Source organism: Ferruginibacter sp. SUN106 (assembly GCF_050611765.1).
Lineage (GTDB): Bacteria > Bacteroidota > Bacteroidia > Chitinophagales > Chitinophagaceae > Ferruginibacter.
In genome coordinates this window covers 238,854-257,206 of record NZ_JBODJC010000004.1, presented here as the reverse complement: position 1 = coordinate 257,206, position 18,353 = coordinate 238,854, and the positions used below count along the sequence as shown (strand labels likewise).

The window sequence follows — 18,353 nt, the reverse complement described above, 5'->3', positions numbered from 1 at the left end:
TGTTTGTGCTTTGTGTTTTAGCTTTGAATTATGCAGCATTCTCCATTACTGAACCTGATTACTAAACAAAACCTGGGCGGTTTACCTGAAGAAGAATTTCTAAAGCATGTAACCAGGCACCATCCTTATTTTACACCAGCGCAATTTTATTTATTGCAACAACTGAAAGAATCCGATGCTGCTTACCCCTTGCAAACCACAAAAACTGCGGTACTTTTTAATAATCCTTTTTGGTTGCAGTTTCAATTACAACAGCCTGCCGATATAATAGTGGCTACTCCTGAAATAATAACCACTATATTGCCTGAAGAGAATACGGACAATGATGATGATAAAGCAGTGATTACCCAACCACATCCGGCAGTAGAAGAACCAGTGCCCGCAGCAACCTTTGAGCCTGCAGCTACAGCAGCCGAAACTGAAAAACTGCCCCTGACTGATGAGCAATTGATGCTGGCAGAAAATGCTGATAATAACGATGATGATGCTGTTATGGAAGAAATAACCCCTATAAAAATTACGATCCCCAACCTGGAGGCTGGCAAGTTTGATGACAATACCCCGGCTTTTGAACCCATGCACCTGGTAGATTATTTTGCTTCGCAGGGTATTAAATTAAGCGATGAAGTACAAACAGCCGATAAACTGGGCAAACAACTGAAAAGCTTTACTGAATGGCTGAAAACCATGAAGAAAATACATGTACCTGATACAGAAGCCAATGCAGGCATCAGCGATATTGCGGTGCAGGCATTAGCGGCCAAAAGCAATAAGGAAGGAGAAATTGTTACAGAAGCCATGGCCGAAGTACTGCTGCAACAAGGCAAGGCGGGCAAGGCAATTGAAGTATATCAAAAATTAAGTTTGCTCAATCCCTCTAAAAGCGCTTTCTTTGCAGCCAAAATTGAACAATTAAAAGGAACCTGACATGTTAGTTTTATTCGGAATTTTAGTGATTATTGCTTCTGTAGTATTAGGTATGATCGTATTGATCCAGAACCCTAAAGGTGGTGGTTTATCAGCCAGCCTGGGCGGTTTCAGCAACCAATTAATGGGTGTAAAACAAACTACTGATGTATTGGAAAAAGGTACCTGGCTATTTGCAGCCATCGTAGGTATTCTTTGTATTGTTTCGCCGTATTTTATTAATAAAGCAGGTGCTTCTGGTGGTGACAGCATATTAAATAATATGAATACAGCACCGGCAAAGCAAGTTGCGCCTCCTGCTAATACTGTACCATTACCAAATGCAGCACAGGATACAAACAAAAAGTAATTAATAATTTTACAAAATATTTAATGACCCCGATGGTAACACCGGGGTTTTTTATTTTACTTTGGAGGAGAAGTTACAGGTTGTTTTTGTTACGCATTAATTTTGTAAGCGGAGACATTGAGATCGCAAACAATCAAATAACTAAAACAACCCGTAACCCGTAACAAAAAAAACTCCCCGTAACCACCTGAAAAACGTAAACATAAAAATGAAAAAGAAAACAATCCTCTACATCCTTGCCCTGTTGCTGATTGGCGGTGGCTTTATCACCTGGAAAATTTTTGGCCCTACAGTGGCTGCTCCTGAAAAAAAATATTTTTATGTGGCCACCGGCGCTACTTATGATGCCGTAAAAAACGGACTACAGGAAGCTAAGATAATCAGCAGCGGATTTTGGTTTGACCAGGTAGCCGGTAAATTAAATTACCCCACAAAAGTAAAAGCAGGCCGTTACGAAATAAAAGCTGGCATGAGTATTTTTAACCTGGTGCGTATGCTACGCTCAGGCAATCAAAGCCCGGTAAACCTGGTGATCAATAAGCTAAGGACTAAAGAAGACCTGGCACAAAAAATTGCAGCCAATTTTGAATGTGATTCGCTTAGTGTAATTTCCTTTTTATACAATGCAGATTCTTTAAAAAAATATAACCTTGACAGCAATACAGTAATGACTGCGGTAATACCCAATACTTACAGCATGCTATGGAATACCTCCGCCTCAAAAATATTCAGGAAATTATACAGCGACCAGGAGAAATTCTGGAATGATGAAAGAACAAAGAAGGCCACCGCATTACACATGACACCGCAGCAAGTGTATACCATGGCCAGCATTGTAGAAGAGGAGACTAACAAGGAAGAGGACAAAGGAAAGATTGCCAGTGTATATATCAACCGTATCAATAACGGTACTAAACTGGAAGCTGACCCTACGGTAAAATTTGCTATGAGGGATTTTGGTTTAAAAAGAATATTACACGTACACCTTGCCTATCCTTCCCCCTATAATACCTATCAGCAAACAGGGCTGCCACCCGGCCCCATTTGTACGCCATCATCAAAAACTATTGATGCAGTTTTAAATGCACCGCAAACTAATTACATTTTTTTTGTTGCCAAGCCCGATTTTAACGGGTACTCCAATTTTGCCTCTACTTATACAGAGCATTTGGTATTTGCAAAAGCCTATCAGCATGCATTGGATAGTTTGATAAAGGCCAAAGCGGAGAGACAGAATTTATAAACTATACGCATTTTTTCCATATTGGATTTGCGAATGGCGAATGTTTTGCGGTTGCAGCTTCCGGAATGCATTCTACATCCATAAATTCGCTATTTTTATATTGATGTAAGAAAAGAAAGACCGATACAATAAAATTCATTACTTCTTAACTTATTAAAAAAAACAAAACGCTGCCTGTTGCAAAAACATTCGCACATTCGCCATTAATCCATTTTAATGACTAAGCTGGAACGTATACTCTTAACCCAAACACCACTTGCTTTTGCATTGCGTAAAAGCAAACACTGGTATTTACCAGGTTTTGAAGGCGTGCCATTGTACGATGTACTACGTTTTTTTTATAAGCAAATTAAAACAGTCGGACTTACTGAAAGAGCTTCGGCAGTGGCTTATAATTTTATCATGGCTGTACCTCCATCGTTCTTGTTTTTATTTACACTAATCCCTAACCTTCCGTTTATTTCTAAAAGGAGTTTAAAGATTCAGCTGCATGCTTTGGTAACTGATATTGTGCCGGCACAGGGCTACAACAACAACATCATTAAATTCATCGATTCTTTTATTGATGGTAATAAAATAGGGTTGCTGTCATTTGGTTTAATACTGGCCTTGTTCTTTGCTTCCAATGCCATGATGGGTTTAATGCGTTCTTTCAACAAAAATTATATCGGCTTCGAAAAAAGAAAAGGTCTGCACACCCGTTGGGTAGCGATTCGCTTAACTACTTTAATTTTTGGATTAGTGCTGGGCTGCCTTATTTTACTCATCACACAAGGCGCAGTATTAAAATGGTTTGGTGTAAAAAGTAATTTCTGGAAAGATTTTATTTACTATGTGCGTTGGATATTTATTATTGGCCTGGTATTTTATTCCATTGCTTTTATTTACAAGTACGCACCTGCAGTACAAAAGCGCTGGAAGCTCACTTCTCCGGGCACTATACTGGCCACTTTTTTAAGCTTACTGGCAACCATTGGGTTTTCTACTTTCGTGAATAATTTTGGCCGCTATAATGCACTGTATGGTTCCATAGGTACCATCATTATGCTGATGGCGCTTATCTTCATCAACTCCCTGGTATTGTTGATTGGTTTTGAATTAAATGTAAGTATCAAATCTTTACGCCTGATTGCCGAACAGCGTGAAGCTGAAGAAAAGGCCAGGGCAGCCGCAGTAAAACAAATTACATAAGCGGTTTTTATTTCCCTCTTGTTTGCATTAACTTTAGTAAAACCTTTTTTTATGAAAAAGATATTTTTCTCCTTGCTTGCGGTTGTTGCATTTACAGCGATGGCATTTACAATAAGTAACATACTACCCATTGGCAGTGTTATGCCAAAAGCTGATGTTAAACTAAAAGACATTTCGGGTAAAGAGGTAACGATAAAAGAAGTGAAAAAAGAAAATGGCGTGTTGGTAATGTTCAGTTGCAATACCTGCCCGTATGTGATAAAAAACCAGCAGCGTACTGTTGAAGTGGCTAACTATGCCGAAAAAAATAATGTGGGCATCATTATTTTAAACAGCAATGAAGCACAGCGCAATGATGATGACAGTTATGAAGCCATGAAAGCCTATGCAAAAGAACAAGGCTACAAATGGCATTATGCTGTAGATAAAAATAACGAACTGGCCGATGCTTTTGGCGCCAATCGTACACCTGAATGTTTCTTATTTGATAAAGACCTCAAATTGGTTTACCATGGCGCTATTGATGATAATCCTACTGATGCTGATAATGTAAAACGTCATCACTTAAAAGAAGCCATTAATGAAATGGTAGCCGGTAAAGAAGTGAGTTATAAAGAAAGCAGAAGTGTGGGTTGTGGTATTAAGAGGAAAGGATAATTAAATTTTCGCCGTTTTTTTACAATACTGTGATTCCTCTATACCAGAGATCATTCAGATTAATCTGGTACAGGGGATTTTTTATACCAGCTATTCAATGCAGTAAGCTTGATAAAATTAAGCTGTTTTTTTTCTGCTATGTTTGCAGTAGCATAGATTAAAAACAGATTAAAATACCTGCTCTACTAATATTCTTTTTCATTGTCGCTGTTAATATTCTTACAAACTTTATTGCCATATCTCTTACGGAATTGTTTTTGTGATAAATTCAATAAACACTTCTGTATGAAACACATTTACCCCTTAGTACTTTTAAGTACACTCCTGATTATTTTTTCTTCCTGCGCCAAGTTAAATCCTGAAAGAAAAATTGTTGGCACCTGGAAACTGGATGATGTTGTAAAAAAGAAATTCCTTAGCGGCGATCATCTTTCTACAGGTTACGAAGGCGGTTTATTCCGCTTTGAAAATAACGGTAATGCCACTTACACCGATACCGTTACGCTAACGGGTTTCTGGGATATGCGTTATGAAGACCGTAGCTATTATGATGGCAATGGTGATTACCATAATAACAATAACCTGGTATTGCGTATTAAGCTGGTTAATTTTGCCACCAACCGCATTATAGATTGGGTATTTGACGATACCCAATTTAAAAGAAGCAGCGACAGGATGGATGGCTTTATGTACTATGCATTTTCTACCTATCAATATTCTTTCAGAAGGCAATAATTTTTTGTTGTTCAAATTCAGTCATAGCATGTATCTTCAGTAAAAGATAATTTGTATGAAAAAATTTGAATACAAAATGATAACCGTATCCAGGGAGCACATGAAAAAAGATAGTTTTCAAACAGAAATGCTGGACAAGTTTAATGAACTGGGCAATGAAGGCTGGGAGATAATCAGCGCCGAAGGCCTGAACGGAAGTTCTATACTTTGGAAAGTTGCTGAAACAACAGAATTAATTTTTATTTTTAAAAGAGAAAAATAGAAACCCTATGCCATAGCATAGGGTTTTGAATAATTTTAAATTATACGATAAGATCACAGCTTCGTCAAGAAACTTTTCAGCTCCTCCACCCCTGCACCAATCAACGTACTTTTCTTTTCTTTCGTTAGTTCTTCTTTAATACTCTCCGGCACTTCAACTGTTTGCCCTATCACCGGTTCAACCACATCATAGAATTTTACCGGATGTGCTGTTTCTAAAAAAATACCTTTATCATTAGCGTTCAGCTGCAGATAATCTTCCAACGCCCTGTAAGCTACTGCGCCGTGCGGATCGCACAAATAATTATGTTCGTTATAAACAGCAAGTAAAGTTTCCCTTGTTACTGCATCCGTTACACTACAGCTACTTACTTTGGCAGTAAGACTACTAAACTGCTGTTGAAAAATTTCCATGATACGTACAAAATTACTGGGGTCACCAACATCCATAGCGTTACTTATGGTAGCAACCGCTTTTTTAGGCTGATAGTTTTGTGTAGCAAAATATTGCGGCACTATATCGTTGGCATTGGTGGCGGCAATAAAATGTTTTACAGGCAAGCCTGATGCGTTGGCCAACAATCCTGCACAAATATTTCCGAAGTTGCCACTGGGCACACAAACAACTGGTGGATTGTTTTTTTCTATCCATTGTTTGTAAGCAAAGAAATAATAAAACTGCTGCGGTAACCACCGGGCAACATTGATTGAATTAGCAGAGGTGAGAAATAATTTTTTATTTAATTCTTCATCTAAAAAAGCAGCTTTCACCATTTGCTGGCAATCGTCAAAATTGCCATCCACTTCCAGAGCATGAATATTATTACCGAGTGTGGTAAGTTGTTTTTCCTGCACACTGCTTACTTTGCCTGAAGGATATAATATCACCACATCAACGCCTTCCACATTATAAAATCCATTAGCAACTGCACCTCCTGTATCGCCGCTGGTGGCTACTAACACCGTTACTTTTTTATCCCCACCCTTTACAAAATGCCCCAGGCAACGGCTCATAAACCTTGCACCAATATCTTTAAACGCTAATGTAGGGCCATGATATAATTCCAACGAAAAGATATCTTCAGTAACTTTTACCAATGGAATTGGAAAGTTTACTGTTTCCTTTACGATAGTATACAGATCACTTTCATGAATAGCATTACCCACATAAGGCCTGATCACTTCAAAAGCAATGTCTTCATTACTGATGTTTTCTATACCGGTAATTAATTCTTTTTTCACCTGCGGAATAGTTTCAGGGAAATATAATCCTTTATCCGGCGCCTGCCCATTAATGGTAGCGTCTTTAAAATTTACACCAGGTGATTTTTTATTTAAACTGTAAAAATTCATTTTAAATTAGTTAACTGGTTTATTGGTTAATTAGTTTACTGGTTATCTGGTTTAGAAGTTTAGGGTTTAGAGTTTAGAGGCTTAGTTATTCGTCTCAAATTACATATTCACCATTGACGACTCACCATTCACGCCTCACTACTTACAACCTTCACCCCCTCCGTATTCACTGTGGTAACATGCGTATGATAATCCACCCCTATTTTATCGTAAATATTTTTCATGATCTGCTCTACATTTTTTGCAGTGTGTTCTTCTTTACTCAACATAAAGACAGAAGGGCCACTACCACTAATACCACCGCCCAAAGCGCCGGCTTCTTTACATTGTTGTTTCACTTCATCAAAACCGGGAATTAAAATACTGCGGATAGGTTCAATGATCACATCTTCCAAACTACGACTGATAAGCTCATAATCATTTTGTAAAAAGCCAGCCACTAATCCTGCAATATTGCCCCATTGTTTTATGGCATCTTTTAATTGTACTTCTTTACGTAATATTTGTCTTGCATCAGATGTTTTTACTTCTATCTGCGGATGTACGACGGTTACATACATCGGCGGCGCAGATAAAGGAATAATATCCAAAGGAAAAATAGATCGTATCAATGTTACACCACCATAAATACAAGGTGTTATATTATCAGCATGCTTTACTCCACTGGCCACTTTTTCACCATTCATGGCAAAGCGCACCAGGTCTTGTTTAGTGAAATGATTATTGAGTAAATGATTTGCTCCCACTACTGCACCTGCAGAGCTGGCAGCGCTGGAACCCAATCCACTACCGGGTTTGATGATCTTATTAATGGTAAGATCAAAACCAATTGACGCATCGCCGTATTCTTCCATTAATGCCAGCAATGCTGCACCTGCTACATTTTTTGCAGGTTCTTCGGGCAGGTTGTAGGCATCAATATGTTTTATTCTTAAGCCGGGTTCTTTACTCAGCGTCAACTCCATTTCATCCTGTGGATGATTGAGTGCCAGGCCGAGAATATCAAAACCGCAAACAAGATTTGCAATTGTTGCAGGAGCTAAAATTTTGACGGTGTTCATTTACCAGATTATTTAACAGTACTAATTACTTGTAGCATTACTTTGTTTGCAGGGTTGGCCACGCTTAAGGAGTGACTCAACCCGGCTGCTTAATTATGTGTTGCCCTGATGATATCTGCAAATACACCACTTGCGGTTACTTCAGCACCGGCGCCGGCGCCTTTCACTACCATGGGTTGCTGCGGATAACGATTAGTGTAAAATAAAACAATATTATCCTTTCCGTACAAATGGTAAAAATCATGTTCAGGATTTATATGCTGAAGCCCCACAGCAGCTTTTCCATTTTCGTAAGATGCTACAAATTTTAATTTATTTCCTTTGGCTGCCGCTTCTTCATAAATGGCTTTAAAATGCGCTTCTTCTTTTTCCATTGCTGCATAAAAATTGTCTACAGAACCCTGCATACAACTTTCGGGCATAAAGGAATTGTTAGCAATATCATCCATTTCAATTGTTTCACCACTTTCCCTGGCTAAGATCATGATCTTACGCATCACATCTTTACCACTCAGATCTAAACGTGGGTCAGGCTCAGTATATCCTTCGTCCTGCGCCTGCTTAACAACAGAGGCAAATGATTTTTTGCCATCGTAATTATTAAACACAAAATTTAATGTACCGCTGAGTACCGCCTGCATTTTATTTATCTTATCGCCGCTGCTGATAAGATCGTTTAATGTACCTATGATGGGCAGGCCTGCGCCTACATTTGTTTCAAACAAAAACTTAGCGTTGTATTCCCTGGCGCTTTCTTTTAATTGCTGGTAATAAGTATACGATGAAGAACAGGCTACTTTATTACAGGCTACCACAGCAATACTTTTCTGCAATAATTTATTGTAGCAGGTAGCTACCACATCGCTTGCGGTAACATCTACAAAAATAGTGTTGCGTAAATTTTTGGCGATAATTGTATCAATGTATCCTTCAATAGTATTAGCTGGTGCTTCTGCTAATAATGCCTGCCAGTTATTTAAATCAATGCCTTCATCATTTAGTAAAGCTTTTTTACTATTGGCCAATCCTACAATTTTTACATTCAGGCGATTGCTGTTCTTTAAAAAATCTAATTGCTGATTTAACTGCGCTAATAATTTACTACCTACATTTCCTGCTCCTGCAATAAAAACATTCACTTGCTTGTAAGTAGTTTCAAAAAATGCTTCGTGTAAAACGTTCACTGCTTTGGTAACATCACTTAATGCAATTACAGCAGAAATATTTCTTTCAGAAGAACCTTGTGCAATAGCACGGATGTTAACACCATTTTTTCCCATGGCGCTAAACATTTTTCCTGCAATACCGGTATGGCTTTTCATGTTGTCGCCTACCACAGCCACAATAGCCAGATCGTTTTCAACAAACAGCGGTTCTACTTTTTTAGTTTCTATCTCATAGGCAAAAGCCGCATCCACAGCCTGTTTGGCTATTGCTGCATTTGCTGCATCAACAGCTACACAAATAGAATGTTCAGAAGAACTTTGTGTAATTAAAATTACATTGATCTTGTAATTAGCCAATGCTTCAAATAATCTTTTACTAAAACCGGGAATGCCTACCATCCCACTTCCTTCCAAACTCAGCAATGAAATTTTATTGATGCTGGAAATACCACGGATGGCACTACCATTGGTCATCGATTCATTTTGAATTACAGTGCCTTCATCTTCCGGGGCAAAAGTGTTTTTGATCCATACCGGAATATTTTTACTCATCACCGGCTGAATAGTGGGCGGATAAATTACTTTAGCACCAAAATGTGATAACTCCATCGCTTCCTGGTAAGAAATTTTAGGGATTAATTTTATGTTGGTCACAATTCTTGGATCTGCAGTCATCATCCCCGAAACATCAGTCCATATTTCCAACACTTTTGCATCCACTGCACCTGCAATGATAGCTGCGGTGTAATCAGAACCGCCTCTTCCTAAAGTTGTGGTGGTACCATTGGTATCTGCCGAAATAAAACCCGGCAAAAGATATAATGGAGAACTGGCTGCAGTAAAATAATTGTTTATAGCAATATTCGTTTTCGTAAAATCAACCAACGCAGCACCAAAATTGCTATCAGTTTGTATCAGTTCCCTGGAATCTTTCCACGCTACATCTAAACCTGCAACTTTTAATTTGGCTGCGATGATATGAGAAGAAAGCAATTCGCCATAGCTTACAATTTTGTCTTTGGTGCGTTCTGATAATTCGCCTAATAAAAAAATACCATTGCAGATATCTTCTATCTCGTTACACATTTTTTTTACCGCACTTAATACACTGCTTTGCTGCGTAACCGGTATTAGTTCTTTTACAGTATTTAAATGGCGCAATTCTATTTCCTGTAAAATGGTTTTGTACAATTCGTTACCTGCTGCGGCAAGGTGGGCACATTGCAGCAACAGGTCTGTAATACCGCCCAGTGCCGAAACTACGACTGCCGCTTTTCCGTTACCGGCTTTGCCTTTTACAATTTCCACTACCTTATTGATATTTTCTGCGGATGCTACCGAACTGCCTCCGAATTTTATTACCTGCATTGTTTATTTTTTAATGATATAGAATAGTTTTCTTTTAGAAAACAGCTTAAGCCCAAGTGATGATATGAAAATGTGCAACCCTTAAAGGGTTGTAATAGTAAAAATTGTAGTACCACAAATAGTAAGCACTATCTTTGAGAGGGGAGCAATATGAGAATTATTGTATTTCATCTGAATAGAACGCAAAGATATAAAAAATGATTGGATATTATCAAAAAATATTTCATCTTTGTTAACCGATTGCTGCCATTTTCATCATTTTTTTGAATATTTAACATAGAATAGTATGGATCACCACAGTTCCCGGGGTTTGCAGCAGTTTAATAACAACGTAGGCATTAAATTTCAGTTGTACAACAGCCTTTTTTCGTCGCTTCCTTTTCACCGCATTGAAAAGACAGGTATTTATTTATCGGTACTGCTGAGTAATTGCGAAGAAGGGTTTAAAAAGAAAATGAACCCCACCGATATTATTGATGATTTTTTTGAAAAACATACCACATTTAAAACAGAAAAGGAAAAACTGGACATGCTGTTCAGGATCATCCAGTTTGTAGAACGACAGGTGGTTTTATTTGATGCATTGGAAGATGCTGCATTTACTGACGTAAAAGATATGGCGGGAGCAGGCACTTTAAAACAATTAGAACTGGAAGTAATAAAAAACAATAAAGAGAAAGAACTGGAAAAAAAATTAAAAGATTTTTCTGTTCAGCTGGTACTAACGGCGCACCCTACCCAATTTTATCCGGGTACAGTTTTGGGCATCATTAACGACCTTAGTAAAGCATTATCAGAAAATGATGCGGCCAAGATCAATATCTATTTACAACAATTGGGCAAAACGCCTTTTTTACAAAAGCAAAGGCCTACTCCTTTTGATGAAGCCATCAGCTTAATATGGTATTTAGAAAATGTATTTTACCAGGCCGCAGGCAGGATAACATCTTTTTTAAAAAACCAGTTTAATGATGCGCTGCCAAAAAACAAATCGATCATCAACATGGGTTTTTGGCCAGGCGGCGACAGGGATGGCAACCCGTTTGTAACTGCAGAAATTACATTAAAAGTTGCTCATGCTTTAAGAGGCAGTATTATTAAATGCTATTATCTGGATATAAGAAGAATCAAGCGCAGGCTGACTTTCAAGGGTATTGATGTTATTTTGAACGGCCTAGAAAAACAACTGTACGATAATATTTTTATTCCCGGTTATCAAACCGAACTGAGTAAGGAATATATTTTAGATGAACTGAACAAAATTAAAGAGATCATCATTTACCAGCACAACGGCTTATTCCTTCACCTGGTAAATAACCTCATTAATAAAGTAAATGTTTTTGGTTTACACTTTGCATCGCTGGATATCAGGCAGGAAAGTACCGTACACAATACCGTGCTGGAAGCAATACATGGTGAGGCCTACAGCAAATTAAGTACTGCAGAAAAAATAAGCTTCTGTGTAAATGCTCCTGAGGTAATTGCAGAAAAAAATTATACCGATGCATTGGTACAGGATACAGTGACCAATCTTTATGGCATTAAAAAAGTACAACAACTAAATGGCGAAGCCGGATGTAACCGTTATATCATCAGCCAATGTAACAGCGCTTTAAATGTACTGGAAGTGTATGGCTTGTTTTTAAGCTGCGGCTGGAAGGCAGCAGCTTTAACTGTTGATATTGTTCCTTTATTTGAAACCATTGATGACCTGCAGCATGCTTCAGCTATCATGAATGAATTATACAGCAATGCTGAATACAGAAAATATTTAAAACTGAGAAATAACCGTCAGACGATTATGCTGGGGTTTAGTGATGGTACAAAGGACGGCGGTTACTTAATGGCCAACTTCAGTATTTATAAAGCTAAGGAAGCGCTTACCAAAATCTCTAAAGAATATCATATTGATGTGGTGTTTTTTGATGGCCGTGGCGGGCCACCGGCAAGAGGTGGTGGTAAAACGCACCAGTTTTATGCCAGTATGGGAAAGAATATCAGCAATAAAGAAATTCAGCTGACTATACAGGGACAAACCGTAAGTTCTAATTTTGGAACTATTGATTCTGCACAGTATAATATTGAGCAATTGATTCACGCAGGTATCAGCAATGATCTTTTCAGCAGCAAGGAAATTACATTACAACATGCCGAAGAAGACCTGCTGCTGCAATTAGCTGGTAAAAGCTTTGAAGCCTATGTAGAATTAAAAAACCATCCCGATTTTTTAGATTATTTATCGCATGTTAGTCCTGTAAAATTTTATAGTGAAACCAATATTGCCAGCAGGCCGAGTAAAAGAAACAGCGGCAGCAAACTAACTTTAAAAGACCTGCGTGCCATTCCTTACGTAGGCGCATGGGCGCAGTTAAAACAAAATGTAACGGGTTATTATGGCGTAGGCTCGGCATTGGCTGCTATGGAAAAGGCGGGTAAATTTTCACAGGTTAAAGAGCTGTACAGCAACTCTCTTTTCTTTAGAACATTGATGGATAATTGTGAGATGGCGATGAAGAAATGTTATTTTCCGTTAACCGAGTATTTAAGCAACGATAATAAGTACGGCGAAATATGGAATAAAATTTACCAGGAATATGAGCTCACTAAAAAATATGTATTGCAATTAAGTGGCAGCAATGAATTAATGAGTACTTATCCTGTTGATAGTTTATCTATCGCTATGAGGGAAAAAATTGTATTACCATTATTGACCATTCAGCAATATGCCATTAATAAAATGAGGGAGATGGATGAGCAACTGGTAAATTCTCCTGTGAAGGAAATTTATGAAAAGTTAGTGATCCGTTCTTCATTCGGTATTATTAATGCAGGAAGAAATTCGGCATAAAATAAAAAGGGCCCCTATAGAAATAGGAGCCCTTTTTAACGATTGCCTGCCATATAAAAAAAATATTACCACACTTCCTGTGTGGCAATTATTTCGATTTTATTTTTTGTTCCCCCGCTCTTCCGCCTCCACAGTGTAAGGCAATAAAAAAGAGGTTGAAATAAATCAACCTCTTAAGTCTATTTAATCTTGTATTTCTTTTTAGGAAGCTTTTACTGGAACTGATTTTTTTGCACCTTTAAATGCAGGAGCAACAATCAATACTATCAATAATGCTACGGATAATACTACGTTCATTGTTATAGGTTTTATTAATTAATAATTACCTGTACCAATGCACAAGAAATAAGCCAAGCGCTTTATTTTTTTCTAAACATGCCAAATCTCTTTTATATTATATTAATAAATATGCATTTCATCCCATCTCAATACTATCACTTCAAAAGATTTGTAAAAAACCTGTTTGCTTTATTTGGTTTTGTTAAAAAAATCCGACTTCATGTAAAGCATTAAGATTTGAAAAAACTAGAAAAAAATTACAATTTAAATATTATAATTTTCTTAAATAATGCCAAATTGTCGTTTTCAAATTCCTGAGTAGTAAAAGAAAAAAGCAGTAAAAAATTCTGGCTGCCATTTCTGCCAAAATAAAATGTCAGGTGATAACAGGCTTACTGAATTTATTAAAACAGAAATTACCCTGGATAATAGGGTAATTTCTGTTTTTCTATTTTGAATTTAAGCCTTTATTTATAAAACGTATTTCATATTGTCAAAGAGCAATCGGTTAACTTTGGATAACAGCAATTTTGAGAGTGCGTGAAATATTTGCAGGACCAGTTTAACTGCAATAACAAAAAATATACAGTATATAATTCCTCCAACAAACAAAGAGAACAGAAGAGATACCCGTATCATAAATTATTATTTTGCATTTACTAATCTTTATGCCGGCAGTTTAATCTACATAGGCCGCCACCCCATGTTCAAATACATCCAATCCACCTTCATTGGTTTCTGCTTCTTTTTCAACACGTAATTTCCATGGAGCAGGTAGTTTTTGAATAAGCCACATCATTACCAGGGCAATAAGGAATGTACCCGCTGCAATTGCAAGGTTGCCTACTACTTGTTTTACAAATAGATCAGTTCCGCCACCATAGAAAAGGCCTTTTAAAGGTGCTGAATCATCGGCCCCCGTTGGGCCAGTTACACCATATTTGCCACAGGCAAATAAACCTAGTGCCCATGTTCCCCAGATACCGCACATACCATGTACAGGAACAGCACCGATAGGATCATCAATTCTTAAATATTCCAATAACAGTGTAGATAGATAAACAACAATACCAGCGCCTGCTCCTATTAATACGGCACCCAATGTGGATACCCAATAGCACGGGCAGGTAATGGCAACCAAACCGCCCAGCAAACCATTAACGGTAAATCCTAGATCGAATTTCCCTTTGGTATCGCCAAACCATAAAGCTAAATACATAGCTACCATACCACCCGAACAGGCAGCCAATGTGGTATTAGTTGCCACACGGCCAATACCTTGCATATCAACTGCCGAAAGTGTACTGCCCGGGTTAAAACCGTACCAGCCAAACCATAATATAAATGCACCTACAGCGCCTAATGTTAAATTATGAGCCGGGGGCATACCTCCGCCATCACGTTTGAACACACGACCTAAACGTGGCCCTAACACGATTGCACCAGCTAAAGAAGCCATACCTCCAATTGTATGCACAACGGTAGAACCTGCAAAATCCCAGAAACCATAGACAGCTAAAAAGCCACCCGGCCCCCATGCCCAATGCCCGATGATTGGATAAATGAATCCGGTGATACCAATTGAATAAAGAATATCGCCACGGAAACTTGTGCGCCCGATCATAGCACCAGAAACGATGGTAGAACAGGTATCAGCAAATGCATACTGAAATATCCAATGCGCAATTACAGGAATACCCGTAGTTAAATATGTAGCAGGAGCTCCTTCTAAAAAGAACCAATGGTAACCGATAAATTTATTGCCTTCGCTGAACATGAACGCATACCCGATAGCCCAGAATAACAAGCCACAGAGGCAGGTATCAAAAATACATTCCATTAAAACGTTCACGGTTTCCCTTTTACGGGCAAAGCCTGCTTCTAACATTACAAAGCCTGCCTGCATACCAAATACTAAAAATGCAGCCACTAGTGTCCAGATGGTATTGGCTGTATTCATCAGCATGGTTTCATGCGGTGTATAAGTATCCTGTGCAGAGGCAGTAGTGCCCAATAAATTAGGCAGCATTACTTTTATTAGAAAAACTAAGATTAATACACCAATAATTTTCCCCGTAAACAAGGCTAAAGCCATTCTGCCTTTTTCCTTACGGGTAAGCTTTATCATTGGAGCTGAAACATTCTGATTTCCGCGGATAAAAATTTTGTTGAGGTTCATGTTTTATAATTTAAAATGTAAAAAAAAATTGTGTTTGGTGGTTTTTTCTTTTTACAAAAAATAAATTCTAAAACTTGTATACTGCAGCTACCAAAGCAGTGGCAGTAGATTTGGTACCAGACCCATTACTCTTTAGGAAAATATTACTTTGTGCAGATTCAAATCTTAATTCAGGAATAATTGTAAGGGGACCTACTTTACAGTTTACGGAAAGGGTATTAGCGAAAATGCTTTTAGTACCATAATAAATAGTTTTGCTATCGCTGATAATTTCACTTCTTAATGTAATACCTGTTTTAGCAGAAGGATCAAAGTTCAGATATAATGCATTACCGATCCAGCTGCCACTGCTTCCGCTAACCGGTTTTCTTGATTGTACAGTTCCATTATAACCAATATTAAATTTGCTACTAACGGTACCGAGTACCACTAAATCAATTTGATTCAGTGATTTTAATCCACTTGGATTATTACCGGCATCAGAACCACCAAATCCAGAGTAGTTAAGGTAGAATTTTAATTTGCCGTTTTTTGTACCGCCACTAAACTGAGCAATTAAATTCTTTACACTGGTTGTAGCAGTTGTTTGATCGGTATAGTTTGTTACACCAATCATAAATGCAACCGGTCCTGCAGTAATATCTGCTTTTAATCCGGTATGAAAAAATGGCCCGTTGGTAAACATATAACTCATACTGTAGTTTCTGTTTAACGGAGCATCTAACAATTCGTATCCTACGTGAGTGGCAAATTTACCAGCAGTAAATTTTACTTTTGAAGACGGGGCATAAGTAATATAAGCCTGTTTAATTGCGGCTAATGATAAAAAACCATTTTTATCAGATCCGGTTCCAACATTATCGTTGCCATCGTTATAAGAAAACTCCTCTGCCCTGCGGCCAAAACCTAAATCAACAGTGGCACCCACCTTGCCAGACATAGCCGTTGCATCGGCTCTTAAAGAAGCCATGCCTAATTCAAAAGAACTCTGCGAATTGGTAAAGCTGGTGTAGTTGTTGGTTTTTCCTGCAAAATTGTAACGGTAGTAACCGTCAACTGAGCCTGAAAAAGCAAGGGTTTTTGTAGAATCCTGGGCACTTAGGGCATTAAATGCCAGGACAGCGATTGCTGCCAAAGAAATTTTTCTTAACATTGTAATTGATTTTAATTATTAAATAAGAGGTACAACCAATGAACTTTGTCCAGAAGCTCATATTATGGTTGTACCTTTTTTTATTCCGTTCTTATTAATCTTCTGCAAGAGTCTCTTTAATACCACCATCGGTTTGCACCAATAATGTACCCTGCGTATAATTTTCGTTGTGTTGAGAAGCATCCAGGCCAAGTAATTCTTCTTCCTGGCTAACACGTATTGGTAAAATGAAATTGATAAATTTAAATATTAAGAACGATACTGTAAAGCTATATGCCACTACAATTGCCAGGCCTTTAAGTTGTGTAAGGAAGAACGTAGTACCTCCATATAATAACCCATCAGCACCTGCTGAGTTTACAGATTTAGTTGCAAAAACACCTGTAAGGATCATACCTACCATACCACCAAGACCATGACATGGAAACACATCTAACGTATCATCCAATTTTGATTTTGATTTGTAATACACTGCAACATTAGAAATAATGGCGGCTACAAAACCAATAAAAATACTTTGAGGAATTGCAACAAAACCTGCAGCAGGAGTAATAGCCACAAGGCCAACTACCGCACCAATACAAAACCCCAATACTGATGGTTTTTTCCCTTTTAATACATCAAAGAACATCCAGCTTAAACCAGCAGCAGCAGCAGCAGTATTGGTAGTAGCAAATGCTGAAACCGATAAAGTAGTTGCACCTAATGCAGAACCTGCATTAAAACCAAACCAACCAAACCACAGTAAACCTGTTCCTATCAATACATAAGGAATATTAGCAGGTGGAATTTCTTTCTGATCGATATGAGATTGTCTTCTTTTTAACACCAAAGCACCTGCTAAAGCCGCACAACCAGCAGATATATGTACCACTGTACCACCTGCAAAATCAAGAACACCCCATTTAAATAAAAAGCCTTCAGGGTTCCATGTCCAGTGCGCCAAAGGTGCATAAACTAATAAGCTGAACAATACTATAAACAGAATGTAAGCTGTAAATTTTATACGCTCTGCTACGGCACCAACCACTAAACCTGGTGTAATAACCGCAAACATTAATTGAAATAATGCAAATAATAAAAGAGGGATTGTTAGAGGAGCTGTTGCGCCGGGAAGAATTGGGGCACCGGATGCAACACCTTTAAAGAAAAGATGTGTCATTGGATTACCAATAAAACCGCCGATGGTTGGGCCAAAACAAAGGCTGTAACCAACTACTACCCAAAGTACACTAACCACACCAGCAGCTACAACACTTTTAATCATAGTGCTGATCACATTTTTTCTATGCACCATACCGCCATAGAAAAATGCTAAACCAGGAGTCATTAAGAAAACAAGCGCTGTTGCAACTATTATCCAGGCAACATCCGCACCGTTAAATTTACCATCATCAAAGTTGGGTAAAGACGGAATAAAGATTGCTCCTACGGCAACAATTGCCAGGATAAAGAAGGGAGCTAATTTTGCTAAACTCAGATTTTTCATGCTTGTTTTGCTTTTATATTATTAAATAATAAATGTGTTATGCTTTAAACAAATATATAGATAATTGTTACAAATATCATATTTTTTCAAGTTT

The 18,353-nt window shown here is 38.0% G+C and carries 14 protein-coding genes; 8 read left to right on the top strand and 6 right to left on the bottom strand.

Translation table 11 applies throughout. The annotated features are described in order from the left end of the window. Nucleotides 1-30 precede the first annotated feature (30 nt). The 7 genes from ACQ334_RS17195 to ACQ334_RS17165 all read left to right on the top strand — a co-directional run bounded on the left by ACQ334_RS17195 (nucleotide 31) and on the right by ACQ334_RS17165 (nucleotide 5,364). Nucleotides 31-927, top strand: a complete 897-nt coding sequence (locus tag ACQ334_RS17195; protein WP_430989487.1) for a hypothetical protein — start codon at nucleotides 31-33, stop codon at nucleotides 925-927. Between the two features lies 1 nt (nucleotide 928). Further along, the gene (secG, locus tag ACQ334_RS17190; protein ID WP_430989486.1) at nucleotides 929-1,276 is read left to right on the top strand and encodes a preprotein translocase subunit SecG; all 348 of its coding nucleotides are present in this window, start codon (nucleotides 929-931) and stop codon (nucleotides 1,274-1,276) included. Nucleotides 1,277-1,484: 208 nt separating this feature from the next. Continuing rightward, nucleotides 1,485-2,519, top strand: coding sequence for an endolytic transglycosylase MltG (gene mltG / locus ACQ334_RS17185; protein ID WP_430989485.1), 1,035 nt, complete (start codon nucleotides 1,485-1,487; stop codon nucleotides 2,517-2,519). Nucleotides 2,520-2,735: 216 nt separating this feature from the next. After that, nucleotides 2,736-3,710 carry a YihY/virulence factor BrkB family protein gene (locus ACQ334_RS17180; protein ID WP_430989484.1) on the top strand — a complete coding sequence of 325 codons (975 nt, stop codon included), beginning with the start codon at nucleotides 2,736-2,738 and terminating at the stop codon, nucleotides 3,708-3,710. Between the two features lie 51 nt (nucleotides 3,711-3,761). Beyond that, nucleotides 3,762-4,367 (top strand): thioredoxin family protein, encoded by a 606-nt coding sequence (locus tag ACQ334_RS17175; protein ID WP_430989483.1) that lies wholly within the window; start codon nucleotides 3,762-3,764, stop codon nucleotides 4,365-4,367. A gap of 285 nt (nucleotides 4,368-4,652) precedes the next feature. Next, the gene (locus tag ACQ334_RS17170; RefSeq protein ID WP_430989482.1) at nucleotides 4,653-5,102 is read left to right on the top strand and encodes a hypothetical protein; all 450 of its coding nucleotides are present in this window, start codon (nucleotides 4,653-4,655) and stop codon (nucleotides 5,100-5,102) included. A 55-nt stretch (nucleotides 5,103-5,157) separates the two neighbouring features. After that, complete coding sequence (locus tag ACQ334_RS17165) at nucleotides 5,158-5,364, top strand: DUF4177 domain-containing protein (protein WP_430989481.1); 207 nt, start codon at nucleotides 5,158-5,160, stop codon at nucleotides 5,362-5,364. Nucleotides 5,365-5,417: 53 nt separating this feature from the next. Here ACQ334_RS17165 and thrC read toward each other — a convergent pair whose 3' ends face one another. The 3 genes from thrC to thrA form a co-directional block, all read right to left on the bottom strand. Next, nucleotides 5,418-6,716 carry a threonine synthase gene (gene thrC, locus ACQ334_RS17160; RefSeq protein WP_430989480.1) on the bottom strand — a complete coding sequence of 433 codons (1,299 nt, stop codon included), beginning with the start codon at nucleotides 6,714-6,716 and terminating at the stop codon, nucleotides 5,418-5,420. Nucleotides 6,717-6,844: 128 nt separating this feature from the next. Continuing rightward, nucleotides 6,845-7,777 (bottom strand): homoserine kinase, encoded by a 933-nt coding sequence (locus ACQ334_RS17155; RefSeq protein ID WP_430989479.1) that lies wholly within the window; start codon nucleotides 7,775-7,777, stop codon nucleotides 6,845-6,847. 89 nt (nucleotides 7,778-7,866) lie between these two features. Beyond that, nucleotides 7,867-10,311 carry a bifunctional aspartate kinase/homoserine dehydrogenase I gene (gene thrA, locus ACQ334_RS17150; RefSeq protein WP_430989478.1) on the bottom strand — a complete coding sequence of 815 codons (2,445 nt, stop codon included), beginning with the start codon at nucleotides 10,309-10,311 and terminating at the stop codon, nucleotides 7,867-7,869. A gap of 286 nt (nucleotides 10,312-10,597) precedes the next feature. On the opposite strand from thrA, the gene ACQ334_RS17145 reads away from it, so the two are divergent. Next, a complete protein-coding gene (locus ACQ334_RS17145; RefSeq protein WP_430989477.1) occupies nucleotides 10,598-13,159 on the top strand; it encodes a phosphoenolpyruvate carboxylase in 2,562 nt (853 codons plus the stop codon). Nucleotides 13,160-14,117: 958 nt separating this feature from the next. Here the strand turns inward: ACQ334_RS17145 and ACQ334_RS17140 are convergent. The 3 genes from ACQ334_RS17140 to ACQ334_RS17130 form a co-directional block, all read right to left on the bottom strand. Then, entirely contained in the window at nucleotides 14,118-15,617 is a 1,500-nt protein-coding gene (locus ACQ334_RS17140) for an ammonium transporter (protein ID WP_430989476.1), read from the bottom strand. A 67-nt stretch (nucleotides 15,618-15,684) separates the two neighbouring features. Further along, nucleotides 15,685-16,770 (bottom strand): outer membrane beta-barrel protein, encoded by a 1,086-nt coding sequence (locus tag ACQ334_RS17135; RefSeq protein ID WP_430989475.1) that lies wholly within the window; start codon nucleotides 16,768-16,770, stop codon nucleotides 15,685-15,687. 94 nt (nucleotides 16,771-16,864) lie between these two features. Beyond that, complete coding sequence (locus ACQ334_RS17130; RefSeq protein WP_430989474.1) at nucleotides 16,865-18,259, bottom strand: ammonium transporter; 1,395 nt, start codon at nucleotides 18,257-18,259, stop codon at nucleotides 16,865-16,867. Nucleotides 18,260-18,353 lie beyond the last annotated feature (94 nt).